We start from the raw sequence: 9,395 nt of genomic DNA on the forward strand, positions 1-9,395 counted from the left end.
CAGCAGAAGTTGCCACGCAATACGGGTCAGGTCGGACGCTTACCTTTACCGACCAGTTGATGCAGAGCAGCGCCAGTAGGGCGATCGTCGAAGGCGTGCTGCACATCGCGCACGAGCTCGACATCAAGGTGATCGCAGAGGGCGTGGAGACCGAACTTCAGGCCGAGCGGCTGCGGAACATCGGCTGCGCCTGTGGCCAGGGCCATCTCTTTTCCCCGGCGGTCGACTTCGAGCGAGCGACGCGGATGCTGCACTCGCCCAATGTGGTTGCCCTGCCGCAAAAGAGAATGGGTATCGCCTCCGATCCGCCGATCCTGCACTGACGGGGGCCGAGCAGCTTCATTCTATTGGCCGCTTCCGGCCCAGCGCCTCCTTAGAGGTGTTTCTTGTCCAGTTTGCGCGCGAGCGTCCGCCGATGCAGGCCTAGGCGCCGGGCCGCTTCGGAAACATTGTAGTTGGTATCAGCCAATGTCTGGTGGATATGCTCCCATTCCAGCGTCTTGATCGAGGTCGGCCGCGCCTTCAGTTCGGTTTCGGCATCGCCTTCCACGCGCTCGAACGCGGCTTCGATGTCGTCGGTGTTGGCCGGCTTCATCAGATAGTTGGTCGCGCCCAGCTTGATCGCTTCCACCGCCGTGCCGATGCTGGCGAAGCCGGTAAGAACCACGATCCGCGTCGTCGGGTCGAGCGCATGCAACTGCTTCACGCAGGCCAGCCCGGAACTCCCCCCTAATCGCAGGTCGACGACGGCGCGATCGGGCCTCAACCGCAGGGCCGCTGCCTCCACGTCTTCGGGGCCGTTCAGTACTTCCACCCGATAGTCGCGACGCTCGAACGAACGGGCCAGCGTACGCGCGAAGACCGCATCGTCCTCGACAATCAGCAGCCTGTGGTCGGTCATCCGCCTGTGCCTGGTTCTTCGAGTGCGAGGGCACGCACCGGTACGCGGAATACCACTTCGGCACCAGCCCCTTCCAGATTCCGCGCCTCGATAGATCCGCCCAGCGTGCGCAACACGTTATGCGCGAGGAACAGACCAAGTCCCGCGCCTTGTTGCCGCTTGCTGCTGGTATAGGGCTGGCCGATCCGGGGCAGGATCGCGTCCGAGAAGCCACCGCCATTGTCGCGCACCAACAGCATCAGCGTGTCCTCTACCGCGCTGACCGACAGGTAGATTCGCGACGCCCCCGCCTCGATCGCGTTGTCAAGCAAGTTGACGATTGCCTGCCCCAGCGCACGATCAGCAACAATTGGCAGATCGCTTGAAAGGCGATAGTCCAACGTGACGCTATCGTTGCGGGACCAGCTTTCGATCAGCCCGGTCACGAACCGACGCAGCGTAGTGCGCTCGGGAGCTTCCCCGCTCACCTCGCCAGCGGCGAAGAGGATACCGGCGACGATTGCCTTGCATCGCGCAACTTCCGCCTGCATGTCCGCCACTTCCACGCTCAGTTGCGGGTCGCGTCGGATCTTTGCGTCCGCGCGCCAGTCGCCGAGTGCAACCGAAAGCGATGCCAGCGGTGTGCCCAATTCGTGCGCAGCCCCGCTCGCAAGCAGCCCCATCCGAACGATATGGTCCTCCTCCGCGGCGCGCTGGCGCAGTTCGGCCAAGCGCGCGTCGCGATCGCGCAGATTGCGGGCGATGCGCGTCACAAACTGCACGACCAGAGTCGCTGTTAGCGTGTAGTTGAACCAGAGTGCGAACACGAAAGGGCCGGACAGGCTGCTGGCGAGCGCCGGCGGCAGCGGCAGCGGGCGGTGCACCACCGCCAGCACCGCGAAACAGGTACTAGTGAGCAGCACCAGCGCCCAACTGGACCAGGTCTCAAGCAGCACTGCGCCCAGCACGACTTGCAGCAGGTACAGCGAGATGAACGGGTTGGTGGCGCCACCGCTCAGATAGAGCAGACCTGTCAGGCAGGCGACGTCTACCAGCAGACCGGCCAGCACCTGCGTGTTGCTGGCTGGCCGCAACGCCCGTGCCGGGAACATGGCCAAGTTCAACACGACGAGCACGCCGATCGTCGCCAGCATTGGAACCAGCGGCAGCCGCACGCCAAAGACGATATGGACACCGAGGATGGTGGTCAGTTGCCCCACCACTGCCAGCCAGCGGAGCTGGACAAGAAGCAGAAGGTTGCGCCGCGCCGCGTCTTCCGGCGCCGATGCTCTCATGCGTCCGCCCCGCCCCGCCAGGCCCACCAGGCGAACCACGCGGTCAGCGCGGCCAGGCTGAACCAGGTCAGCGCATAGACGAGATGGCTGTTGCTGAACCGCACGATGGTCATGCCACCGCGGGGCCACCCCGGACCTGCGCGATCTGCGTCGATGAAATAGGGCGCGAGCGGCTTGAGACCTGCACCCATCGCCTGCACGTCACGCGAATACCAGCGGCTGGCTGCGGGATCGTTCTTGCGGAGAAATCCTCCGCCCGGCTCGTTCAGCCTGAGCAGCCCGGTCACCGCGATCACCGACTGCAGGTCTTGTCCGCACGGGGGGAGATGTTTCCCCTCGGGCAGAAAACCGCGATTGACGAAAACGACGAAGCCGCGATCGCTCCGCAGGGGAGTCATCACCCACTTTCCGGGCCCGAGCTCGGTCACGGCTTGGGAAAGATGCGTGCGGCAGGAGAGATACTGGCCGGAAACGCGAACGCGCCGGTAAGTGGCGTCCGTGCCGATGCCCGGCCAATCGGCCGGGCCCGGCGCAGGGACCGGCGCCGCCGCCAGTCCCCGTTCCACGCGCTCGATCAACGCCAGCTTCCAAGCCCGCCGCTCGATCTGCCAGATGCCCAGCCCTAGCAATAGGGCTATGAGCGGAAGCAGCGCGATTGCCAGCAGCGAGCGTCGGCGGCGCCGGATCACATGCCTGAACCCGAACCCATTCCTGGCATCATGTTGAGGTTCATGTGGTACATCACCCACAACGAACCGGTCAGCGCGATCACCACAATGATGACGGTGAAGATCAGCGCCATCATCGTCCACCCCTGCTCCGACTTGCTGTTCATGTGCAGGAAGTAGACCATGTGGACCAGGATCTGTGCCACGGCCAGCGCCGCACAGATGCCGACTGCGAGACGGGTATCGGCGATCCAGCCGCCCATCACGATCGCGAAAGGTATCGCCGTCAGGACAACCGAAAGCAGGAAGCCGGTGATATAGCCGCCGCGGGTCGAATGCGGGGCGCCATGATCGTCATGGTGATGGCCTGCGTGGCCATGGGTATCCGCGCTCATCGCAGCACTCCAAGAAGATAGACGAAGGTGAACACACCGATCCAGATCACGTCGAGGAAGTGCCAGAACAACGAAAGGCACTGGAGGCGACGAACGTTGGCGGGGACAAGCCCCTTCCGCGCAACCTGGACCATCAGAGTGAACAGCCAGATGAGACCGAAGGTGACATGCAGGCCGTGCGTGCCGACCAAGGTGAAGAAGGACGAGAGGAACGCGGAACGCTGCGGCCCCGCGCCCTCATGGATCAGCTCGGAGAACTCATAAAGCTCTATCGCGAGAAAGGCAGCACCGAAAACCGCTGTCAACGCAAGCCATGCCTGCATCGCACCCTGGCGCTTCTCCTGCACCGCGATCATCGCGAAGCCGTAGGTGATCGACGAGAACAGGAGCATCGCCGTGTTCACCGCCACCAGCGGGAGCTTGAACAGTTCCTGCGGGGTCGGCCCGCCGGCATAGCTGCTGCCGTATACGCCCCAGGCCGCGAAGAGCATCGCGAAGATGAGACAGTCGCTCATCAGGTACATCCAGAAGCCGAGCAGCGTGCTGCCGCCTTCTTCGTGGTGATGCTCTTCGGTCTGGTAGAAGACGGGCGCGTCGCCCGATTGTACGGTGGTGGGGCTCATCGCCTCATGCTCCCAGCCGCGCCAGCACCTGGGTGCGCGCATTCTCGGTTTCGGTCACGTCTTCCGCAGAGATGTAGAAGTCGCGATCATAGTTGAAAGTGTGGACGATCGCCGTGACGATCAGGCCGAGGAACGAAGCCGCCGCGAGCCACCAGATATACCAGATCATCGCGAAGCCGCAGACCAACGAGAAGCCTGCCAGGATGATGCCGGCACCGGTGTTCTTCGGCATATGGATCGGCAGGAAGCCGGTAACCGGACGGACGGCCTTCCGCGCCTTCATGTCGTACCAAGAGTCCAGATCGTGGATCACCGGCGTGAACGCGAAGTTGTAGGCCGGCGGCGGCGACGAGGTCGCCCATTCCAGCGTGCGCCCGTCCCAAGGATCCCCAGTCTCGTCGGCCAGAGCCGCACGGTTGCGGATGCTGACGAAGATCTGGAGCAGGAAGGCGGCAATGCCGACTGCGATGATCGCAGCGCCTATTGCGGCTACCACGAACCAGATCTGCAGGCTCGGATCCTCGAAGTGGCGCAGGCGACGAGTGACGCCCATCAAACCCAGAACGTAGAGCGGCATGAACGCCACCCAGAAGCCTACGACCCAGCACCAGAACGACACCAGGCCCCACTTCTTGTCCAGCTTGAAGCCGAACGCCTTTGGCCACCAGTAGTTGATGCCGGCAAACAGGCCGAACAGCACGCCCCCGATGATCACGTTGTGGAAGTGCGCCACCAAGAACAGCGAGTTGTGCAGCACGAAGTCCGCAGGCGGGACTGCCAGCAGAACGCCGGTCATGCCGCCGATCACGAAGGTCAGCATGAAGGCAACGGTCCACATCATCGGCAGCTCGAAACGGATGCGGCCCTTGTACATGGTGAACAGCCAGTTGAAGATCTTCGCACCCGTCGGGATCGAGATGATCATTGTGGTGATGCCGAAGAAGCTGTTCACGCTCGCGCCGGAACCCATCGTGAAGAAGTGATGGAGCCAGACCAGGTACGACAGGATGGTGATGACCAGAACGGCGTATACCATCGAAGTATAGCCGAACAGGCGCTTGCCGGAAAAGGTAGAGGTGACTTCCGAGAAGATGCCGAACGCGGGCAGGATCAGGATATAGACCTCCGGGTGACCCCAGATCCAGATCATGTTCACGTACATCATCGGATTGCCGCCGGCGTTGTTCGTGAAGAAGTGCGTGCCGACATAGCGGTCGAGGCTGAGCATCGCCAACACCGCGGTCAGCACCGGGAAGGCAGCGACGATCAGGATGTTGGTAGCAAGCGCGGTCCAGGTGAAGATTGGCATCTTCATCAGGCCCATGCCAGGCGCGCGCATCTTCACGATCGTTGCGATCAGGTTGACGCCGGATAGCAATGTGCCGACGCCGGCTATCTGCAGGGCCCAGACGTAATAGTCGACGCCGACATCGGGCGAATAGTCGAGCCCTGATAGAGGCGCCATCGCCAGCCATCCGGTGCGCGCGAACTCGCCCACGAACAGGCTGGCCATCACCAGCGCGGCGCCGGCAGCCGTCATCCAGAAGCTGAAATTGTTGAGGAACGGGAAGCTGACGTCGCGCGCGCCGATCTGCAGAGGCACCACGAAATTCATGAGCCCGGTGACGAAAGGCATCGCCACGAAGAAGATCATGATCACGCCGTGCGCGGTAAAGATCTGGTCGTAGTGGTGTGCGTTCAAATAGCCTTCGTTGGCTCCGAACGCCATAGCCTGCTGGGCACGCATCATGATCGCATCGGCAAAGCCACGCAGCAGCATCACCAGGCCCAGGATCATGTACATGATGCCGATGCGCTTGTGATCGACGGTGGTGAACCACTCCTTCCAGAGATAGCCCCACAGGCGGAAATAGGTCAGCGCGCCGACAAGCGCGACACCGCCGAGCGCGACGCCACAAAAGGTCGCCACCACGATCGGCTCATGCAACGGGAGGCTTTCGAGGGAAAGCCGACCGAAGATCATCTTGGTCAAAGTTTCAGACATGGCAGTGCTCAAGCCTTGCCCGCCACCGCGCGGCCGGAAGTGGCCGGCGCGTCGAGGCGGGTCATGTTGCGGTTCGAATCCGAGCCCGGTTCGCGGCGACCGGAAGGATCGCCATGCGGATGCGTGAGGTGCGGACTCGTCTTCATTTCGTCCGGCGACTTCATCAACGCGCCGTCAGCGCCTTCGCCAGGCTTATTGTTTACCGGAGGCGCCACGTGATGGGCACCCGCACCATGGTGCATCATGTGCGAGCTGCAGGTGCTGCCCGGCTGGACGCACATCTGAACGACGCGGTCGAACAGGCCGGCATCCACTGCGCCGAAGCGCATTGCAGGCACCTTCTCGCTTGGCTTCTCCAGCTCGAGATAGCGGGCGCTGTCCAAGCGTGCCGACGCTCCCTTTGCCTGCTGCACCCATTGATCGAAACCGGCCTGATCGGTCGTGATGGTCGGGAAACGCATGTCGGAGAAACCTGCGCCGCTGTAGTTGGCGCTGATGCCTTCGAACGTGCCGACCTTGTTCATAACCGCGTGGAGCTTCGTCTCCATGCCCGGCATCGTGTAGACCATGCCCGCCATTGCCGGCACGTAGAAGGTGTTCATGACGGTCGACGAGGTCATGCGGAACCGCACCTGCCGATCGGCGGGAAGTACCAGTTCGTTGACGGTGGCAACGCCCTGTTCGGGGTAGATGAACAGCCACTTCCAGTCGAGCGAGACGACCTGGATCTCCAGCGGCTTCTCATCCGCGGCAATCGGTTTTCCCGGAGCGATGCGGTCCAGCGGCCGGTATGGATCCAGCTTGTGCGTCGCCAGCCAGGTCAACGCGCCCAACGCAATGATGATCAGCAGCGGCGCCGACCAGATCACCAGTTCGATACGGGTCGAATGGTCCCAATCCGGCTCGTACTCGGCATCGCGATTGCTGGCGCGATATTTGAACGCGAACAGCACCGTGAGCGCCATTACAGGCACGATGATCAGAAGCATCAGGAAGGTCGACCAGAGAATCAGGTCGGCCTGCTGGCGGGCGACGTCACCGGATGGATTCATCACCACGAGGTCGCATCCGCCGAGGATCAGCGGAGCGGAAAGCGTAGCGATCAGAGCCATCGGACGCATCGCTGCGCGACGGAAAAGGGGCATGGATCGAAACATAGCGGCCGCGAGTTAGGGATTGTTGTGCAGGTGCGAAATAGGACAATTTGTCCCATGGCTGCAACCCGCGACATTCCCTAGGTGCTTTCCCAAAGGCTTTGCAGTAGAAATATCCTATGGCCAATGCTCAGATTGGTTCGACTCAGATCGAACGTGACGCCCGCCTGATCAACACCTCCAAGGGTGACGATCACCTCCGCCCAGGCGATATCGCGATCGGCGTGATCATAGGACGAACGTCCGAATTCTTCGACTTCTTCGTCTACGCGATCGCTTCGGTGCTGGTGTTCCCGGCGCTGGTTTTCCCCTATCTCGATCGCGTGACCGGCACGCTCTGGTCGTTCGCGCTATTCCCGCTCGCGTTCATCGCCCGCCCAATCGGCACGCAGATCTTCATGCGCGTGGACCGTCGCCATGGGCGCGGTGCCAAGCTGACGATCGCGCTGTTCCTTTTGGGGACAGCCACGGTGACCATGGCATTCCTGCCGGGTTATGCGCAGATCGGCATGTGGTCGGCGGTGATGCTGGCCGCCTTGCGCGTGTTGCAGGGCATCGCACTAGGCGGTGCATGGGATGGCCTCGCCTCGCTCCTGGCGCTCAATGCACCGGCCGATCGCCGTGGCTGGTACGCGATGGTGCCACAGCTTGGCGCCCCCCTCGGCTTGATCGTGGCAAGCGGCCTGTTCGCCTACTTCTTGGGCGCACTCGACTCTGCCGATTTCATGAGCTGGGGCTGGCGCTATCCATTCTTCGTGGCGTTCGCGCTTAACGTGGTGGCGCTGTTCGCACGGCTGCGCATGGTCGTGGCGCCGGAATATGTGAAGCTTTTCGAAAGTCGTGAGCTCACTCCGTCTCGCGTCACCGCGACGATCAAGGCGCAGTGGCGCAACATCATCATCGGCGCGTTCGCTCCTCTCGCGAGCTTCGCCCTCTTCCACATGGTCACGGTCTTCCCCCTCTCTTGGGTCGCGCTTTACACGACGGAAAATCTCACGCGATTCTTGTGGATCGAAGTGGGCGGTGCTGCCTGTTTCGTGGTCGCTATCGTGATCTCCGGCCTCTTGGCCGATAAGATCGGACGTCGTTCGCTGCTTGCCTATACGGCTGCTGCGATCGCCGCCTATTCGGGCTTCGCGCCCCAGCTGCTCGAACAGGGCGGCGCGGGCGAGACTATCTTCATGGTACTCGGCTTCATCCTGCTCGGCCTGGCGTTCGGCCAGTCTTCCGGCGCTGTCGCGAGCAACTTCCCGAAGCGTGCCCGGTACACCGGTGCTGCCCTGACGTCGGACCTTGCCTGGCTGTTCGGGGCAGGTTTCGCGCCGCTGGGCGCGCTGCTGCTGGCCAGCAATTGGGGCGTGATGGCGGCCGGGCTGTACCTGCTGTCGGGCGCGGTCGGAACACTCGTAGCACTATACTACAACAAGGAACTGGGGCGTCGCCTCGACTGATCCCAGTCTGGCTTGCCTAAGCCGCATCGGACCTTCATGGCCTCCTGATCGCACCCGCGCTCAGGAGGCTTTTCATGACATCCCCCACCGGTATCGATCGTCTGGTCGCCATCATGGAGCGTCTCCGAGATTCCGAACGCGGCTGCGAATGGGACGTGGCGCAGACATTTGCAACGATTGCCCCTTACACCATCGAAGAAGCCTATGAAGTTGCAGATGCGATCGAGCGCGGCGACATCGCCGACCTCAAGGACGAACTGGGCGACCTGCTGCTCCAAGTCGTGTTCCACGCCCGCATCGCCGAGGAAGCCGGGCAGTTCGCGCTGGCCGATGTGGTGACCTCGATCAGCGACAAGATGGAGCGCCGCCACCCGCATATCTTCGGCGACGTCGCTGAGGGCGGGCACCATCTGTGGGAAGTCATCAAGGCTGAGGAGCGCGGCGCGAAGGGCGCATCGAGCGCGCTCGACGGCGTGGCGATCGGCCTCCCCGCGCTGCTCCGCGCCGAGAAGCTCCAGAAGCGCGCGGCACGCACCGGGTTCGACTGGCCGGATGCCAGCGGCGCGCGGGCGAAGATCCTGGAGGAACTGGACGAGGTCGAGATGGCCGAGAACGAGGCCCACCGTGCCGAGGAGGTGGGCGACCTGCTGTTCGCGGTTGTGAACTTCGCCCGCAAGCTGGGCATCGAGCCAGAGGCGGCACTGCGGGCGGCGAATGGCAAGTTCGAGCGGCGCTTCAAGGCGATGGAGGAACGTGCCGGCGAGGCGTTTGTGGGACTCGACCTGGAGGGCAAGGAAGCGCTGTGGCAGGCGGTGAAGCGGGGTTGAGCGAGCATCAACTGCTGCGCGTCATCCCGGCGAAAGCCGGGACCCATTCGCGTCTAGAGCGGATTTTGACCGCACTGAATCGGTGAGGGATTCCCAA

General features: G+C 62.8%; 10 protein-coding genes. 3 read left to right on the forward strand and 7 right to left on the reverse strand.

All coding sequences use genetic code 11. The annotated features are described in order from the left end of the window. The coding region (locus B215_RS20250; RefSeq protein ID WP_037513941.1) for an EAL domain-containing protein at positions 1-323 on the forward strand (323 nt) is incomplete at its 5' end. A 50-nt stretch (positions 324-373) separates the two neighbouring features. Here B215_RS20250 and B215_RS0115345 read toward each other — a convergent pair. From B215_RS0115345 to cyoA, 7 genes are read right to left on the reverse strand one after another with little or no spacing between them, the layout of a single operon-like run. Beyond that, positions 374-901 (reverse strand): response regulator transcription factor, encoded by a 528-nt coding sequence (locus tag B215_RS0115345; RefSeq protein WP_019370529.1) that lies wholly within the window; start codon positions 899-901, stop codon positions 374-376. Beyond that, positions 898-2,175, reverse strand: coding sequence for an ATP-binding protein (locus B215_RS0115350; RefSeq protein ID WP_019370530.1), 1,278 nt, complete (start codon positions 2,173-2,175; stop codon positions 898-900). The genes B215_RS0115345 and B215_RS0115350 overlap by 4 nt, the downstream gene beginning before the upstream one ends. Further along, complete coding sequence (locus B215_RS0115355; RefSeq protein WP_019370531.1) at positions 2,172-2,864, reverse strand: SURF1 family protein; 693 nt, start codon at positions 2,862-2,864, stop codon at positions 2,172-2,174. The genes B215_RS0115350 and B215_RS0115355 overlap by 4 nt, the downstream gene beginning before the upstream one ends. Further along, a complete protein-coding gene (cyoD, locus tag B215_RS0115360) occupies positions 2,861-3,238 on the reverse strand; it encodes a cytochrome o ubiquinol oxidase subunit IV (RefSeq protein ID WP_019370532.1) in 378 nt (125 codons plus the stop codon). The genes B215_RS0115355 and cyoD overlap by 4 nt, the downstream gene beginning before the upstream one ends. Next, a complete protein-coding gene (gene cyoC, locus B215_RS0115365; protein WP_026009311.1) occupies positions 3,235-3,861 on the reverse strand; it encodes a cytochrome o ubiquinol oxidase subunit III in 627 nt (208 codons plus the stop codon). The genes cyoD and cyoC overlap by 4 nt, the downstream gene beginning before the upstream one ends. 4 nt (positions 3,862-3,865) lie before the next feature. Then, complete coding sequence (gene cyoB, locus B215_RS0115370; protein WP_026009312.1) at positions 3,866-5,866, reverse strand: cytochrome o ubiquinol oxidase subunit I; 2,001 nt, start codon at positions 5,864-5,866, stop codon at positions 3,866-3,868. 8 nt (positions 5,867-5,874) lie between these two features. Continuing rightward, positions 5,875-6,987, reverse strand: a complete 1,113-nt coding sequence (cyoA, locus tag B215_RS0115375) for a ubiquinol oxidase subunit II (protein ID WP_019370535.1) — start codon at positions 6,985-6,987, stop codon at positions 5,875-5,877. 152 nt (positions 6,988-7,139) lie between these two features. Here cyoA and B215_RS0115380 point away from each other — a divergent pair, with 152 nt between their 5' ends. Beyond that, on the forward strand, positions 7,140-8,471 hold the full coding sequence (locus tag B215_RS0115380) for an MFS transporter (RefSeq protein ID WP_019370536.1): 1,332 nt from the start codon (positions 7,140-7,142) through the stop codon (positions 8,469-8,471). A 74-nt stretch (positions 8,472-8,545) separates the two neighbouring features. Next, positions 8,546-9,298, forward strand: coding sequence for a nucleoside triphosphate pyrophosphohydrolase (gene mazG, locus B215_RS0115385; protein ID WP_019370537.1), 753 nt, complete (start codon positions 8,546-8,548; stop codon positions 9,296-9,298). Positions 9,299-9,395: the final 97 nt, after the last annotated feature.

The sequence above is a fragment of the Sphingomonas sp. ATCC 31555 genome (assembly GCF_000282895.1).
Lineage (GTDB): Bacteria > Pseudomonadota > Alphaproteobacteria > Sphingomonadales > Sphingomonadaceae > Sphingomonas.